14 protein-coding genes are annotated in these 12,917 nt (G+C 68.0%); 3 read left to right on the forward strand and 11 right to left on the reverse strand.

Translation table 11 applies throughout. The annotated features are described in order from the left end of the window. Positions 1-63: 63 nt before the first annotated feature. Positions 64-1,308 carry an MFS transporter gene (locus EV655_RS03670; RefSeq protein ID WP_132541943.1) on the forward strand — a complete coding sequence of 415 codons (1,245 nt, stop codon included), beginning with the start codon at positions 64-66 and terminating at the stop codon, positions 1,306-1,308. Positions 1,309-1,312: 4 nt separating this feature from the next. Here the strand turns inward: EV655_RS03670 and EV655_RS03675 are convergent, their stop codons facing one another. From EV655_RS03675 to mbfA, 7 genes are all read right to left on the reverse strand, one after another. Beyond that, a complete protein-coding gene (locus EV655_RS03675; protein ID WP_132541945.1) occupies positions 1,313-2,221 on the reverse strand; it encodes an alpha/beta fold hydrolase in 909 nt (302 codons plus the stop codon). Then, positions 2,218-3,135, reverse strand: a complete 918-nt coding sequence (locus EV655_RS03680) for an ornithine cyclodeaminase family protein (protein ID WP_132541947.1) — start codon at positions 3,133-3,135, stop codon at positions 2,218-2,220. The genes EV655_RS03675 and EV655_RS03680 overlap by 4 nt, the downstream gene beginning before the upstream one ends. Beyond that, complete coding sequence (locus EV655_RS03685; protein ID WP_132541949.1) at positions 3,128-3,757, reverse strand: HAD family hydrolase; 630 nt, start codon at positions 3,755-3,757, stop codon at positions 3,128-3,130. The genes EV655_RS03680 and EV655_RS03685 overlap by 8 nt, the downstream gene beginning before the upstream one ends. Before the next feature lie 77 nt (positions 3,758-3,834). Continuing rightward, the gene (locus tag EV655_RS03690; RefSeq protein ID WP_132541951.1) at positions 3,835-4,290 is read right to left on the reverse strand and encodes a YaiI/YqxD family protein; all 456 of its coding nucleotides are present in this window, start codon (positions 4,288-4,290) and stop codon (positions 3,835-3,837) included. Beyond that, positions 4,287-5,117, reverse strand: coding sequence for an S-formylglutathione hydrolase (fghA, locus tag EV655_RS03695; protein WP_132541953.1), 831 nt, complete (start codon positions 5,115-5,117; stop codon positions 4,287-4,289). Before fghA ends, EV655_RS03690 begins: the two co-directional genes overlap by 4 nt. A gap of 61 nt (positions 5,118-5,178) precedes the next feature. Further along, positions 5,179-6,108 (reverse strand): AEC family transporter, encoded by a 930-nt coding sequence (locus EV655_RS03700; protein ID WP_132541955.1) that lies wholly within the window; start codon positions 6,106-6,108, stop codon positions 5,179-5,181. 75 nt (positions 6,109-6,183) lie between these two features. After that, positions 6,184-7,161, reverse strand: a complete 978-nt coding sequence (gene mbfA / locus EV655_RS03705) for an iron exporter MbfA (protein WP_132541957.1) — start codon at positions 7,159-7,161, stop codon at positions 6,184-6,186. Positions 7,162-7,330: 169 nt separating this feature from the next. Here mbfA and EV655_RS03710 point away from each other — a divergent pair, with 169 nt between their 5' ends. Next, entirely contained in the window at positions 7,331-7,948 is a 618-nt protein-coding gene (locus EV655_RS03710) for a TetR/AcrR family transcriptional regulator (protein WP_132541959.1), read from the forward strand. A gap of 3 nt (positions 7,949-7,951) precedes the next feature. Here EV655_RS03710 and EV655_RS03715 read toward each other — a convergent pair whose 3' ends face one another. After that, positions 7,952-8,671, reverse strand: a complete 720-nt coding sequence (locus tag EV655_RS03715; protein ID WP_132541961.1) for an NYN domain-containing protein — start codon at positions 8,669-8,671, stop codon at positions 7,952-7,954. 127 nt (positions 8,672-8,798) lie between these two features. Continuing rightward, complete coding sequence (locus EV655_RS03720; RefSeq protein ID WP_132541963.1) at positions 8,799-9,245, reverse strand: c-type cytochrome; 447 nt, start codon at positions 9,243-9,245, stop codon at positions 8,799-8,801. Positions 9,246-9,895: 650 nt separating this feature from the next. Here EV655_RS03720 and EV655_RS03725 point away from each other — a divergent pair. Further along, the gene (locus EV655_RS03725; protein WP_132541965.1) at positions 9,896-10,240 is read left to right on the forward strand and encodes a DUF2794 domain-containing protein; all 345 of its coding nucleotides are present in this window, start codon (positions 9,896-9,898) and stop codon (positions 10,238-10,240) included. Positions 10,241-10,565: 325 nt separating this feature from the next. Here the strand turns inward: EV655_RS03725 and ubiB are convergent, their stop codons facing one another. Then, the gene (gene ubiB, locus EV655_RS03735; protein ID WP_132541967.1) at positions 10,566-12,095 is read right to left on the reverse strand and encodes a 2-polyprenylphenol 6-hydroxylase; all 1,530 of its coding nucleotides are present in this window, start codon (positions 12,093-12,095) and stop codon (positions 10,566-10,568) included. Next, the gene (gene ubiE / locus EV655_RS03740; RefSeq protein ID WP_132541969.1) at positions 12,096-12,848 is read right to left on the reverse strand and encodes a bifunctional demethylmenaquinone methyltransferase/2-methoxy-6-polyprenyl-1,4-benzoquinol methylase UbiE; all 753 of its coding nucleotides are present in this window, start codon (positions 12,846-12,848) and stop codon (positions 12,096-12,098) included. It lies immediately after the preceding gene. Positions 12,849-12,917: the final 69 nt, after the last annotated feature.

Below are 12,917 nucleotides of genomic sequence, written 5' to 3' on the forward strand. Positions count from 1 at the left end.
GCTGCGCCGGATTGACGCAGGATCGCAACGGCGGTTAACTCGCCCGGCCTAGCCGGAGCCCCCATGGACCAGACCCGCGCCACCCTGTTCACGCCCGTCCTGATCGGCGGATGCCTGATCATCCTGATCAGCTTTGCGATCCGGGCCAGTTTCGGCGTGTTCCAGATCCCGATTGCCGAGGAGTTCGGCTGGCTGCGCGCCGACTTCTCGTTCGCCATTGCGATCCAGAACCTGGCCTGGGGCATCGGCCAGCCGCTGTTCGCCGCCCTCGCCGAACGTTTCGGCGACCGCAAGGCGGTGATCCTCGGCGCGCTGGTCTATGCGCTGGGGCTGGTGCTCTCGGCCTATGCGGTGACGCCCGGCCAGCACCAGTGGCTGGAGATCCTGGTGGGCTTCGGCATCGCGGGCACGGGCTTCGGCGTGATTCTTGCCGTAGTGGGCCGTGCGGCCAGCGACCAGCACCGCTCGCTGAGCCTCGGGATCGCGACGGCGGCGGGTTCGGCCGGGCAGGTGATCGGCGCGCCGACCGCCGAGGCGCTGTTGCGGGTGATGCCTTGGCAAAGCGTGTTCCTGGTCTTCGCGGGGCTGATCCTCCTGGTGCTGCTGGCCCTGCCGATGTTGCGCGCGCCGGTGCCTGCCGCCCGAACCGAAGGCCCCGGCATGGCCGCGGCGCTGGCCCGCGCGCTGCGCGACCCGTCTTTCGCGCTGATCTTCGTGGGCTTCTTTTCCTGCGGCTATCAGCTGGGCTTCATCACCGCGCATTTCCCCGCCTTCGTGACCGAGGTCTGCGGCGCCATCGACCCCTCTGGCCTTCTGGCCAGCATCGGGGTTGCCACGCCGTCCGCGCTGGGTGCGGTGTCGATCGCGCTGATCGGACTGGCGAACATCGCGGGGACGATCTACGCGGGCTGGCTCGGCAACCGCCATTCGCGCAAGTATCTGCTGGCGTGCATCTATCTGGGCCGCACGCTGGTCGCTGCGGCCTTCATCCTGACGCCGATGACGCCAGCCACGGTAATCCTGTTCTCGGTCGCCATGGGGGCGCTGTGGCTGGCCACCGTACCACTGACCAGCGGACTGATCGCGCAGATCTACGGGCTGCGCTACATGGGCACGCTTTACGGGATCGTGTTCTTCTCGCACCAGTTGGGCAGCTTCCTGGGCGTCTGGCTGGGGGGCAAGTTCTACGACCTTTACGGCAGCTACACGATGGTCTGGTGGGTGGGCGTCGGTGTCGGCGCGCTGTCGGCGCTGGTGCATCTGCCGGTGCGCGAGACGCCCATCGAGACCCGGACGGCGGCGGCCTGAGGGCTCACCGTCCCAGGAACGCCTCGATCGCGTCGTGCACCTGCGGCGCGTGGGTGATGGGAAGCACGTGGCCTGCGCCCGGCAGGGTCAGTTGCGCCGCCCCGGGATTCAGCCCGGCCAGCCGTTCGGACGCTGTGGGCGCGATCAACTCGTCCGCCTCGGCCCAGATCGCCAGAACGGGGAGGCCCGCCGCGGCGATCCGGCGGTGGTCGGGGGCGAAATCCCCGGCCAGCAGGTGGCGCATGCTGGACAGCATGGCGGGCAGGAAACCGCGATAGCGGGTTTCCTCGACCTGCGCCGCGATCAGCGCGCCGGGCACGTTCTGCGCCCGGCCGAGGATCCGCGCCACCGCCCGCACCATCACCCCGCCCAGCAACCCCATCGCCGCATCGCCCAGCCCCGGCAGGTCGCGGGCAAGCGCCGCGGGCCAGGGCGTGATCTGCCCCAGCCCCGCCGGGGCGATCAGGATCAGCCGGCCGACCCGCCCGGGCCGGTCGGCGGCCAGCGCCGTGGCGATGGCCCCGCCCATCGAATAGCCCAGAACGGTCAGCCCGCCGCCCACGCCCAGCGTGTCGAGTAACTCGTCGATCTGGCGCAGGAAGAAGGCGCGGGTCTGGGGGCCGGGCGGGCGGTCGGAAAAGCCACGCCCGTAAAGGTCGGGGACCAGCACCCGGTAGCCACGCCGTGCCAGCATCCCGGCCAGCCCCTCCGTGAACCAGCCCCCGGTCGAGATGCCATGCAGGCAGAGCGCGACGGGCCCGTTTTCCGGGCCGATCCAGCGGTAATGCGTGCGCCCCGAGGGCAGGTCCGCGATCTGGCCGGGCGCGCCCGCACGGGCGGCGGCATCCATCGGGCGCCGCCGTCCGGCCAGCAGGAAAAGCGCAACTGCCAGCGCCGCCAGAGCCCAGGTCATCGCCCGCGCCACGCCTCCAGGATATGGGCCGCAGTCATCAGGTCCAGATGCGCGCCGCCCCCGTTCTTGAACAGCGTGATATCGTCGTCCGACCGCCGCGCGAAGTTGCCCGAACCGAGGTCGTAGAAATCGGCCAGCACATCCGCCTCGCGGATTGCGCCACTGGCCAGCGGGATCTTCAACTCGCCGATATGGCCCAGCACCGTGTCGCGGCTGTCGACAAAAATCCGTGCCCGTTGCAGCGCCGCGTCGTCGGCCTCGCGCATGTCGGGGCGGAAGGCACCGATCAGGTCGACATGCTGGCCCGGGCGCAGCCAGTCGCCGCGGATCAGCGGCTGGGTCGCCATGGTTGCCGAAGTCACGATGTCGGCCGCGCGCACCGCGCTTTCCAGGTCGTCTGCCACCGCCATGCCCGGGCAGTCGGCGGCCAGCCGGGCTGCCGCGGCTGGCGTGCGGTTCCAGACCGTGAACCGCGCGTTCGGGAAGGCGCTGGAATAGGCCTCGTAAAGCGACCTTGCCACGGTGCCTGCCCCGACGATCAGGATGGTCTGGCTGTCCGGGCGGGCCAGCCTTGTGGCGGCCAGCAGGCTGTCGCCCGCGGTTTTCCACTTGGTCACGAGGTGGAAATCGACGATCGCCGCCAGCGTGCCGTCGGTGTCGGAATAGAGGCTGACGCCCCCATTCACCGCTGGCCGGTCCCGGGCCGGATTGCCCGGGAAGATCGTCGCCGATTTCACAGCGATCCCCAGCCCGTCGATCCAGGCCGCACGGTTCAGCAGCGTGTCGGCCCCGCGATAGACAAAGCTGTCGGCGATCGCGGCGCGCGGCAGGGTGTGGCCATGCTCCAGTGCCGCGCAGAGGCCGGGCCAGGTCAGCAGCCGCTCGCCCTCGGCGAAGCCGATGATCTCAGGCATGGATCGCAACCTCGGTCTGGTCCAGCACCCCTTCGGCCATCAGCCGCGCGGCCCAGCCCCCGGCGCCGTCGAACAGGTGGGTCTGCCAGCCGCGTGCCGCAGCCGCCGCGATGTTCTCGGGGCGGTCGTCGGTAAAGATCAGCCGGTCGGGGGCGATGCCGCTGTCCTGTTCCACGATCTCGTAGATCGCCGGGTCGGGCTTGATGACGCCCAGCCGCCCCGAGACATAGGCCCGGTCGAACAGATCGAAGAACGGATAGGCGGCGCGGGCGATGTCATAGGTCGGCACGCCGAAATTCGTCAGCGCGAAGACCGGCACGCCCCTGGCCTTGACCGCCCGCAGGATCTGCGCCGAGCCCGGGATCTCGGGGCTGGCCATGTCCAGCCAGTGGCTTTGCCACATCCGGATCGCGTCGGCCCAGCCGGGGTGCCGGTCGGCCAGTGCCTCGACCGCCTCGCCCAGGTCGGCGCCCAGGTCGACCGACAGGTTCATGCCATGCAGGTCGACCTCGGCAAACAGCGCGCACCGCCGCTCGGGGCCGAGGTGGCGGTCATAGAACGCCTCGGGCTGCCAGTCGATCAGCACGCGGCCGATGTCGAAGATCACTGCCTCGATGGGCATGGGGCCTCCTCTGCTCGGGTCGGCGGCAGGCTAGCGGCTGGCCCGGCTTCCCGAAAGGGGGATTCGGGCGGGCGCGCCTATCCGCCCCGGCGGGCGGCGCGCAACGCGCGTTCCAGCGCGTCGAGAAAGCGCGACCGGTCGGCCGCGGAGAATCCCCGGCCGCCGCCCTGCCGGAACGGATCGGCCGCGCGCAGGTCGGCCATCAGGTCGCGCGAGGCGAGTTTCGGGCCGATATTGGCCGGCGTGAACGCCTCGCCATTGTGGTTTAGAACCTGCGCCCCCGCCGCCACGCATTTCGCGGCCAGCGGAATGTCGGCCGTCACCACCACGTCGCCCGGCCCGGCAGTGTCCGCGATCCACTTGTCGGCCTCGTCCGGGCCTTGCGCCACATAGACCATGCGCGCCAGCGGATGATCGACCGGGCGGATGCCGCCATTCGCGACATAGTGGATCTCCACCCCGTGCCGCTCCGCCACCCGCAGCGCCTCGGCCTTGACCGGGCAGGCGTCGGCATCGACGAAGACGCGGCTCACCCGTACAGCGCCTCGGCATGGAAGGCGACGTGATCCTCCATGAAGGTCGAGACGAAGAAATAGCTGTGGTCATAGCCGCCCTGCATCCGCAGGATGCCTGCGTGCCGCGTCTCGGTGATCGCGGCGGCCAGTGCCTCGGGCATCAGCGAGTCGATGAACTGATCGCCGGTGCCCTGGTCGATCAGCATCGGCCCCTTGAACCCGTTCGCCCGCAGCGACAGGCAGGCGTCGTGCCGCGTCCAGTCCACCTTGCCCTCGCCCAGATAGGCATGGATCGGCTTCTTGGCCCAGTCCGACTGGCTGGGATGGGTGATCGGTGCAAAGGCCGACACCGACGCGAACCGCCCCGGATAGGCCATGGCGATGGTCAGCGCGCCATGCCCGCCCATCGAATGGCCGCAGATCGCCTGGCGTTCCTCGTCCACGGCGAAGGTGTTCACGATCACGCGGGGCAGTTCCTCGGCCACGTAATCCCACATCCGGTAATGCGCGGCCCAGGGATCTTCGGTGGCGTTGACGTAGAACCCCGCGCCCATCCCGAGATTGTACATCTCGTGATCCGCCACGCCCGCGCCGCGCGGCGAGGTGTCGGGAAAAACGAGCGCGATGCCCTGCTCGGCGGCCCATTGCTGGGCGCCCGCCTTGACCATCGCGTTCTCATGCGTGCAGGTCAGCCCCGACAGGTACCACAGCACCGGCACCGGGCCGTCCCCGGCCTCTTCGGGCAGGAACAGCCCGAAGGTCATGTCGCATTTGCAGGCATCTGAGGCGTGGCGGTAAACGCCCTGCATGCCCCCGAAGCATTTGTTCTCGGAAAGGGTTTCCATGGCTCTCGCTCCCTCGCTGGCCCGACCAAAGGGCTAGCGTGCCGATCCCGTTTCGGCAAGCTCAGAGCGTCAGGACCCAGGCGATCACCGCCGGAACCGTCAGGATCGAGGCCGCGGTCGAGATCAGGATCGACGTCGACACCCGCTGCGGCGCGACGCCGTAATGCTGGGCCAGCATGTAGACATTGCCCGCCACCGGCAGCGCGGCCGCCGCGATCATCACGCCCGCGGCATAGGGCGGGACATCGAACAGGACCAGCGCGGCCACCGCGACGGCGGCCGGGTGCAGCACCAGCTTGGCAAGGGACAACCAGCCCGCGACCGCCAGCCGTTCGGCCGACTTGGTGGCCAGCGAGGCGCCGATTGCGAACAGCGCGCCCGGCGTGGCGGCATTACCCAGCAGCGTCAGGAAGTCACCGGCCGGTTCCGGGATCGGCAGCCGGAAGGCCGACCAGCAAAGCCCCAGCACGATCGACACGATCATCGGGTTCTTCACCAGCCCGACGCCGACGGTGCGCAGGATGCCAAGCGAAACCCGCCCCTCGCGCGAGGCGGTGATCAGGATCACGATCAGGCTGGAAAACACGATCAGGTCTACCGCCAGCACCATCATCACCGGGCCGACCGATGCCTCGCCCAGCAGGACGGCCAGCATCGGAATCCCCAGGAACCCGGTATTGCCGATGGCCGCGCATTGCGCCTCGACCGCCGCCTCGGCCATGCCTCGGCCGCGCAGGAAGGCGACCGCGGTGGCCAGCAGGTAGACTGCCATCGTCCCGGTCAGGTAGGCCGCAAGGAAGGCGGGGTCGATCAGCTCCGCCACCGGCAGGTTCGCGGCAAAGCGGAAGATCATCGCCGAAAGCGCGAAGTAGAACACGAACTTGGTAAGGTACGCGGTCGCCTCGGGGGTAAAGAATCCGCTGCGCCCGGCCCCGTAACCAAGGCCGATCAGCGCGAAGAAGGGCAGGGTTTCCAGAAAGATCGCCAGCATGGGCGTGGGCTAGCATGCTGCGGCGGCCTTGGAAATGCCGACCTCGGTGTCAGGGCGCAGTGCCCGGCCGCGGCCCTAGCCCGACCCGATCAGGATGCCCGCGCCCAGCACCAGCGCGCCCCCCAGCACCACCTGAAGCGCGGCACGCAGGAACGGCGTTTCCATGTATTTCTTCTGGATCCAGGCGATTGCCCAAAGCTCGACGAAGACCACGACCATGGCGATGGTGGTTGCCGTCCAGAAATCTGGGATCAGGTAGGGCAGCGCATGGCCCAGCCCGCCCACCGCGGTCATAACGCCCGAGGCGAGCCCGCGCTTGATCGGCGAGCCGCGCCCCGAGATCTGGCCATCATCCGACGCCGCCTCGGTAAAGCCCATCGAGATCCCCGCGCCGACCGAGGCCGCCAGCCCCACCAGGAAGGTGGTCCAGGTATCCTGCGTGGCAAAGGCGGTGGCGAAGATCGGCGCCAGCGTCGAAACCGACCCGTCCATCAGCCCCGCCAGCCCCGGCTGCACCCAGGTCAGCACGAATTGCCGGTGCGCGGTGCGCGCCTCGCGCGTTTCGGCGTCCTCGCCGACATGTTTCTCGACCAGTGTGTCGGCCCGCGCCTCGTGCCCGGCCTCGGCGGCGGCCAGATCGCCCAGAAGCTTGCGGGTGCCCGCGTCCGATGTCCGCTGCGCCGCCTTGAGGTAGAAGGCATGCGCATCGCGCTCCATCATCTCGGCCTCGTCGCGGATGCGCTCGATCCCCAGGTTCTCGACCAGCCAGACCGGGCGGCGCGCGTAATAGCCCGAGACATGTTCGCGCCGGATCAGCGGGATCACCTCGCCGAACCGTTCGCGGTGCTTCTCGATCAGGCGCTGGCGGTGGCGGTCCTCCTCGCCGGCCATGTCCTGGAAGACCTTCGCCGTGTCCGGATAATCTGTGCGCAGCCGCTCGGCATAGGTGCGGTAGATGCGGGCGTCGTCCTCCTCGGACGAGATCGCAAGCGCAAGGATCTCCTGTTCACTGAGATCAGAGAAACGGCGGCGCTGGGTGACACCGGGAATCATCGGCGGCCTCTTTTTTGGAGCGGTTCCAAACTATTCCGCAAAAGGCGGATTTCAAGGGCATGTTTGCCGCATCCGCGTGGCCGGAACAGGGGGCCATTTGCCGCCCCGGTGCGGCTTGCCCCAAGTGAACCGGCCGGTTTAGACTGCCTCACCCAGCAAGCGACAGGCCATGCACGCCAATCCGGGACAGATCAGGAAGGGGCGCAAGTTCGAGCAGGTGCTGGAAGGCGCCCGCGACGTGTTCCTGCGCGATGGCTTCGAGGGGGCCAACGTGGACGCCATCGCCCGGGCGGCCGGTGTCTCCAAGGCGACGCTCTACAGTTACTTTCCCGACAAGCGGCTGTTGTTCATCGAGGTGTTCCGGCTGGAATGTGACCGCCAGACCATGGCCGCGCTGGACGAGATCGACTTTGCGGATCCGCCGGCCGTGGTCCTGCGCCGCGCCGCCGAGCACATGGTCGCCTCGTTCCTGTCCGAGTTCAACCAGGCCGTATTCCGGGTCTGCGTGGCCGAATCCGACCGCTTTCCGGAACTGGGCGCGGCCTTCTACCGCTCGGGGCCCCTGCGGCTGCATGACGAACTGGTGGCCTATCTGGCGCGGATCGACGGGCAGGGCGCGATGGCGATCCCCGATCCCCATCTGGCCGCCGACCAGTTCATCGAACTGTGCAAGGCCGATCTCTACCTGCGCCACCTGCTGCGCGTGACCGACACCTTCACGCCTGACGAGATCGCCCGAGTGATCGACGGCGCGGTGGCAACCTTCACCGCGCGCTACGCGGCCTGAGCCTCAGTCGACGCGGCGCACCTGCAACTGGTTTCCCACCTTGCGCGTCTCGAACCGTTTCAACTCGCTCACAAGGTCCGACAGCTTGCGCTTGCCATAGCTGCGCGTGTCGAAATCGGGGTTGTCGGCGGTGATGTACTGGCCCAGCTGGCCCAGCGTGTACCACTCGTCCTCCTGCTCGATCTTGTCCATCGCCCGGATGATCAGGTCGATCGCATCCTTGGGCGGCCGCTTGCCCGCGGGTTCAGCGGCGGGCCGGCCCTTGAGTGCGGGAACGGGCTCCTCGACGATGTTCTCGATCAGAACGAAGCGGTTGCAGACATTGCGCAGGGAAACCGGCGCCTTGGCCTCGCCGATGCCGATCACGTCCAGCCCGTGTTCGCGGATGCGGCTGGCCAGCCGGGTAAAGTCGCTGTCCGACGATACCAGCACGAAGCCGTCGAAGCGGCCCGAATGAAGGATGTCCATCGCGTCGATCACCAGCCCGATATCGCTGGCGTTCTTGCCCTTGGTGTTCGCCGTCTCCTGATGCGCCAGAAGGCCCAGCGCCAGAACCTTCTCGGCCCAGGGCTTCAGCCGGTCCGATGACCAGTCGCCATAGACCCGGCGCAGGGCCGGTTCCCCGAAGGACGTGATCTCCTTGAGGATCGCCTCGGCATAGCGGGCGGGGATGTTGTCGGCGTCGATCAGAACGGCGAGAAGGGGCGGCTTGGGATCGGGCATGACCTGACTGTTACCGGGTTTTCCCGCCGGTGCAATGGCAGATCGGCGCGCGATCCCGGGCCGCCCGCGACGCTGGCGGGCAGCGGTCCCGGCCCTGGAATGGAGCATCGCAGGGCAGGGTCCGGGATCAGGTCTTTTCGCGGAAGTCGTCGTGGCAGGACTTGCAGGTCTTGCCGATCTCCATCATCGACGCCTTGAGCGCGTCGAGCGAGCCCATGTCGGCCGCCGCGGCCGCCGCCTTCAGCGCCCCGGCCTTTTCGGTGAAGCTGCCGAAATCCTGCCAGATCGCCGGTTTCGCGGTTGATTCGGGGTCGTCGGCCTGGGTCTCGAACAGGGCGGGCGCGGTGCCTGCGGTCTCGGCGATCGCGGCGGCCGCGGCGCTGGCGGCGGCGGCGTCGAAGGCACGGTCGCCCTTGGCCATGTCACTGATCGTCTTCATGTTCTCGCCGATCTTCTCCATCGCCTCCTGGCGTGCCTTGACCGGCGGATTGGTGGCGTCGGCGGCATAGGCAAGCGTGGCGGTCGCGGCGACGAGCGCGGCGCAGGTCACGCGGGTCATGTGGCTGGGTGTCATGGCTGTCCTCCCTTTCCGGATGATGCCAAGCCTAGCCGATCGGGCGGCGGGCGGTGGTCACATCGCCGTGGGTGGCGAAGCCCGGCGAGCGGGGGCGCGCCGGGCGAAGCGCATGCGTGGGCAAGCCGCCGCCATGTCCGCCCGGCGGTCGCGACCGCGGGAATGTTGGCGGTCGCAAACGGATGCCGGGCGGGGTCTGGCGGGGAGTTTGGCTGATACCGCCCCGGCACGGTGCGGATCGCCGGGTTTCGCCCTGGCTGAGGCCAGGGCGACCCGCGCGGGGGGCGCTGCCCCCCGCGACCCCCCGGAGTACTTGCGCCAAGAAGAAGACAGGAACGCGCCTTTTCCGGATTGGAACCATCGTCGGGGGGAAGGACCAGGAAACGCGCGCCCTTGCGCCGCACAGGCCGTGGCGCGCTGTGCGGCGGCACCTGGTCATCGACATAGGGGGGAGACAAGCGAAGGCCCCGGTGCCGCAGGCTGGGTGGGGGCTATAAATCCGCGGCACCGGGGTAGCGTCTTCGCTATGAGGACAATGTCGCTCCGAATCCCGGCGGGAACACGGGGCATCCCGGGCCATCCAGGGGTATTTTTACGGCAAGATCCAGGCGGGTCTTGATTTGCCTGACCGGGAACGGCACGCTGTCGGGATGAATGTCGTGACGCCGACCCCGTTTCCCCGGGCCAGCACGCCCGAGCAGGTTTCCTTTGACCGGGCCGAGCTTGGGGCCATCCTCGCGGTCTATGGGCGGATGGTCGCCGCGGGCGAGTGGCGCGATTACGGCATTTCCTGCCTGCGCGAGATTGCAGTCTTCTCGATCTTCCGCCGCACTGCCGAGCACCCGCTTTACCGCATCGAGAAACGTCCCCGGTTGCGCAGCCGCCAGGGGATGTACGCGGTGATCGGGATGGACGGGCAGATCCTCAAGCGCGGCCACGACCTGAAGACCGTGTTGCGCGTGCTCGAGAAGGCGCTGATCCGCCCCGTCGACTAGGATGCGGCCCCATGATGTCTTGCCCAAAGCCGTGTGCATGGGATGAAGACGGCGGCTCGACAGGTGCGGGCGGATTTCCCGTATCGTGTTGCGATCTTCCGGACGTGTTCGAGCTTGTTGAAGACCTTCTCCACGAGGCTGCGCTGGCGGTCGATCGCGGCGGGATCGAACGATTGCTGGACCCTGCGGTCTCTATGGGTCGGAATGTGGCGTGCGTGGTCGTGGCGCTCCCATGGCGAACCTGTCCCATGGTGCTGTCATCCATCCCTTCGAAAGGATTGCACCATCAAGCCGTGGGATCAAACACCCAGGCCCGCGCCCGCCGCTAGAGCAGCAGCGCGAGCGCGACCGCCATGCCCCCGGCCACGGCGCCAAGCCCCACCCACAGCGCGGGGTGCAGCGCCGGGGCCCGCGATGGCGCGGGGTCGGGATTCGATTGCCGGATCAGCGCCGACTCGGCCAGTTCCGGCAGCCGCGGTCCGAACCGCGCCAGCACCCGCGCCGTCCGCGTCAGGTCGCGCAGCAGCGCCTTGGGTCCGATATTCTCCTTGATGTATTCCTCGACGATCGGCTTCGCGACCTCCCAGATATTGACCGAGGGGTTCAGCGAGCGCGACACCCCCTCGACCACGACCATGGTGCGTTGCAGCAGGATCAGTTCGGTCCGGGTTTCCATGCCGAAGCGTTCGGTCACCTCGAACAGATAGGCCAGCAGCTTGGCCATCGAGATATTGGTGGCGTCCATCCCGAAGATCGGCTCGCCGACCGAGCGCAGCGCCTGTGCGAATTCATCGATATCGCGATCGTAGGGCACGTAGCCCGCCTCGAAATGCACCTCGGCAACGCGGCGGTAATCGCGCCGGATGAAGCCGAAAAGGATCTCGGCATAGACGCGGCGGGTGTATTCGTCGATCCGCCCCATGATGCCGAAATCGAACACCAGGATATCGCCGTTCGGTCCGACCTTCATGTTGCCCTGGTGCATGTCGGCATGGAAAAAGCCATCCCGAAGCGCATGGCGCAGGAACATCGACAGCACCCGTTCGCCCAGGGCGCGGCGGTCGTGGCCCGCCGCATCCAGTGCCGCGTTGTCGCCGATCGGCTCGCCCTCGCACCAGCCCAGCGTCATCACCCGCTTGGCCGACAGGGGCCAGATCACCCGCGGCACGACGAAGCCAGCGTCGCCCTCTGTATTCGCGGCGAATTCGCCCGCTGCGGCGGTCTCGATCCGAAGGTCCAGTTCGCCCGTCACCACGCTGTCGAAATGCGCGATCACGTCCGTGGGCCGCAGCCGCCGCGAGAACGGCGCGAGGATCTCGATGGTCGAGGCCGCCAGGTAGAAGGCGTCGACATCCTTGCGGAAATCCCGCTCGATATGGGGCCGCAGCACCTTGACCGCGACGAGTTCGCCGGTCTCGCGCACCCGCGCCTTGTGCACCTGCGCGATCGAGGCCGCCGCGATCGGTTCGGAAAACTCCGAGAACACGTCGTCGGCCGACCGGCCCAGTTCGTGGCTGACGGTTTCCTTCGCGACATCGATCGGAAATGGCGGCAGCTTGTCCTGCAGCACGCGCAACTGCACCGCCATGTCGTCGCCTACCACGTCGGGGCGCGTCGAGAGGATTTGCCCGAACTTGATATAGGCCGGCCCCAGCGCGGTCAGCGCGCGGGTCACCGGCGGTTGCGCCGGATCGCCCTTCTTGCCAAGCCACTTGAACGGCCAGCCGAGGATGCGCGCGGCCACCCGCACGCTGGCGGGCGCGTCCATCGCCTCGAGCACGAAGCGGTTGGCGCCCGAGCGTTCGAAGGTGGCCAGCGTCTCGACCAGCCGCAGGATGTTGTGGGGACCGCGCACCTAGAGCTTCCACCCCGAATGAAGCGCCGCGATGCCCATCGACATGTTGCGGTATTTCACCTGCTCGAACCCCGCCCGCCGGATCATCGACGCGAAGGTCTCCTGGTCGGGGAACTTGCGGATCGATTCCACCAGGTACTGATAGCTGCCGCGGTCATTCGCCACGATCTGCCCCATCACCGGGATCACGTTGAACGAATAGCGGTCATAGGCCCATTGCATCATCGGGTTGGGCATCTGGCTGAATTCCAGCACCATCAGCCGCCCGCCGGGGCGCAGCACGCGATAGGCCTCGTTCAGCCAGTCCTGGATGCGGGTGACGTTGCGGGTACCGAAGGCGTTGGTCACCACGTCGAAACTGCCGGTCTCGAAGGGCAGCGCCATCGCGTCGCCCACCACCCAGTCCAGATCGTCGGCCAGCCGCTCGGCATCGGCGCGTTTCTGGCCTTCGACCAGCATCGACTCGGTCAGGTCGCAGACGACGGCCTGCGCCCCCGGCGCGCGTTTCAGGAACCGGAACGCGATGTCGCCGGTGCCCCCCGCCACGTCCAGCAGCCGCTGCCAGGGCTGCGGCGCCAGCCAGTCCATCATCGCGTCCTTCCAGACGCGGTGGATGCCCGCCGACATCAGATCGTTCATCAGGTCATAGCGCGAGGCGACGCGGGTAAAGACCCCGTGGACCATCCCCGCCTTTTCCTCTTCGGCCACCGTCTGGAAACCGAAATGGGTGGTGTTCTGGGCTTGCTCTGTCATGGGCCTTGCCGTTGATCTGCCGCGCCCTTCTTATAGGGCGCCCTGCGGGGACTACAATGCGAACCGGAC

This window comes from Rhodovulum euryhalinum, from assembly GCF_004342445.1.
GTDB lineage: Bacteria > Pseudomonadota > Alphaproteobacteria > Rhodobacterales > Rhodobacteraceae > Rhodovulum > Rhodovulum euryhalinum.

Coding starts and splice junctions, on each gene's coding strand:
- EV655_RS03715 (WP_132541961.1), bottom strand. CDS start 8,671: ATGCCCGATCCCAAGCCGCCCCTTCTCGCCGTTCTGATCGACGCCGAC.
- EV655_RS03710 (WP_132541959.1), top strand. CDS start 7,331: ATGCACGCCAATCCGGGACAGATCAGGAAGGGGCGCAAGTTCGAGCAG.
- EV655_RS03680 (WP_132541947.1), bottom strand. CDS start 3,135: ATGCCTGAGATCATCGGCTTCGCCGAGGGCGAGCGGCTGCTGACCTGG.
- EV655_RS03685 (WP_132541949.1), bottom strand. CDS start 3,757: ATGCCCATCGAGGCAGTGATCTTCGACATCGGCCGCGTGCTGATCGAC.
- EV655_RS03700 (WP_132541955.1), bottom strand. CDS start 6,108: ATGCTGGCGATCTTTCTGGAAACCCTGCCCTTCTTCGCGCTGATCGGC.
- mbfA (WP_132541957.1), bottom strand. CDS start 7,161: ATGATTCCCGGTGTCACCCAGCGCCGCCGTTTCTCTGATCTCAGTGAA.
- EV655_RS03720 (WP_132541963.1), bottom strand. CDS start 9,245: ATGACACCCAGCCACATGACCCGCGTGACCTGCGCCGCGCTCGTCGCC.
- EV655_RS03725 (WP_132541965.1), top strand. CDS start 9,896: ATGAATGTCGTGACGCCGACCCCGTTTCCCCGGGCCAGCACGCCCGAG.
- EV655_RS03670 (WP_132541943.1), top strand. CDS start 64: ATGGACCAGACCCGCGCCACCCTGTTCACGCCCGTCCTGATCGGCGGA.
- fghA (WP_132541953.1), bottom strand. CDS start 5,117: ATGGAAACCCTTTCCGAGAACAAATGCTTCGGGGGCATGCAGGGCGTT.
- EV655_RS03675 (WP_132541945.1), bottom strand. CDS start 2,221: ATGACCTGGGCTCTGGCGGCGCTGGCAGTTGCGCTTTTCCTGCTGGCC.
- ubiE (WP_132541969.1), bottom strand. CDS start 12,848: ATGACAGAGCAAGCCCAGAACACCACCCATTTCGGTTTCCAGACGGTG.